The organism is Aequorivita vladivostokensis (assembly GCF_000952855.1).
GTDB classification, from domain to species: domain Bacteria; phylum Bacteroidota; class Bacteroidia; order Flavobacteriales; family Flavobacteriaceae; genus Aequorivita; species Aequorivita vladivostokensis.
This window is the reverse complement of the sequence record NZ_JSVU01000022.1, coordinates 1-1,342: the sequence shown is the minus strand read 5'-3', so window position 1 is coordinate 1,342 and position 1,342 is coordinate 1. Positions and strand designations below refer to the sequence as shown.

At 43.8% G+C, this 1,342-nt stretch carries 2 protein-coding genes; both read right to left on the bottom strand.

Annotated elements, in window-relative coordinates:
* Positions 1-43 precede the first annotated feature (43 nt).
* The gene (locus tag MB09_RS15340; RefSeq protein WP_045081807.1) at positions 44-865 is read right to left on the bottom strand and encodes a DDE-type integrase/transposase/recombinase; all 822 of its coding nucleotides are present in this window, start codon (positions 863-865) and stop codon (positions 44-46) included.
* Complete coding sequence (locus MB09_RS15335) at positions 862-1,287, bottom strand: transposase (RefSeq protein ID WP_045081806.1); 426 nt, start codon at positions 1,285-1,287, stop codon at positions 862-864. The genes MB09_RS15340 and MB09_RS15335 overlap by 4 nt, the downstream gene beginning before the upstream one ends.
* Positions 1,288-1,342 lie beyond the last annotated feature (55 nt).

Here is a 1,342-nt window from a genome sequence, read left to right as displayed (position 1 = left end):
TGTAGAGTACTAAATAAGGTTGACCTTTTTTGAAGTTGGTTATTTAATTTAAAGTTACTAATTCTTTTTTCATTTTTATTTCCTTTTCAAATTGTACGGGAGTTTTATGGTTGATTGAACTATGGGGTTTTTCATGGTTGTACATATATACTGCTTTATTTAAACTTCTTACTAATCCTTCAAAACCTATGGGGTTATATCCTTTCAGATAGTTGTTCTTTATAGTGCCATTGATCCGCTCCGCATGGGGATTCTCATAGACGTTCACACACATACTGTTCCTTAATCGCCCCTCTGTAAGGCCCAGGAACTCTTTACTGTAATATTGTCCACCTCCATCGGAATGTATGATGGGCCTTGTCCGCAACTCCCCAGGAATCCTGCCCAGGGCCATCCTCAGGGCCGGGATCGTGGTCTGGGCCGTTTTAAGGGTCCTGCTCGCGCTGTGGCCAATGATCCTCCTGGAATATTGGTCCATTATGAAGGTAAGGTAATAGAACCTGCCCTCTATTTCATAATAGGTGATATCGCTTACCCAGACTTGGTTTACATCCGTCAACTCCCGATCCCTGACCAGGTTGGGGAAACGGATTACTCCCGTGCTGTCCGTGGTCCTTCGGAAGGCCTTTGTCGGCACTATCCTAAATCCATATCCACCATAAAACTCAAAGAACTTATCCCTTCCCATCGTCATCAGGTCTATCTTCCTGTAGAGGGCCTTGCATCCCATTCCCGGATGGTCCACACGTATCTGGCGCAGGATCACCTTGAGCTGCTCTCTCTCCTCCTCTTTTTCCAATTCCCTATTGAGCCGTTGGTGCATGTTCTGCTTTGTGGTTCCCGACCAACGATATACCTGGCTCATTTTCCATCGGTGTTCATTGCGGTTGAGCCAGAACCAGGTAAGGGTTGCGAACCAAGTTTTTTTTTAATGTCTATATCATACATCTCCTCGGCAATATCGATCATCTTGTTCTTGAACTCGATCTCGAACTGCTTTTGTCCGACCAGTTGCTCCAAATCACGAATCTTGTTCCTTAGTTCCTGTATTTTTCGGGTATCGCTCATTAGTTCTACAACTTGTTTTACGCCTCGTTTGCGGTTGTGCGAGTATTTATCGAGCCATTTGTATACTGCCGTAGTGGAAACTTCATATTCCCTGCTGACCTCCAGGACGGTAGAAACGTTCTTCTCAATCTCTCTTACTTTTTTGCGCTTAAAGCTCTCGCTAAAATAACGATTTACACGCTGGGACGATTTATTGCTAAAATCTTCTACTTTCGCCATAATAATAAGTTGGTTTAAACTCCGTAAAACGGTCAACTTATTTCAGTACCCGACA

What these genes read in the sequence shown, in the direction of transcription:
- MB09_RS15335 (WP_045081806.1), bottom strand. Translation starts at nt 1,287, where the DNA reads ATGGCGAAAGTAGAAGATTTTAGCAATAAATCGTCCCAGCGTGTAAAT.
- MB09_RS15340 (WP_045081807.1), bottom strand. Translation starts at nt 865, where the DNA reads ATGAGCCAGGTATATCGTTGGTCGGGAACCACAAAGCAGAACATGCAC.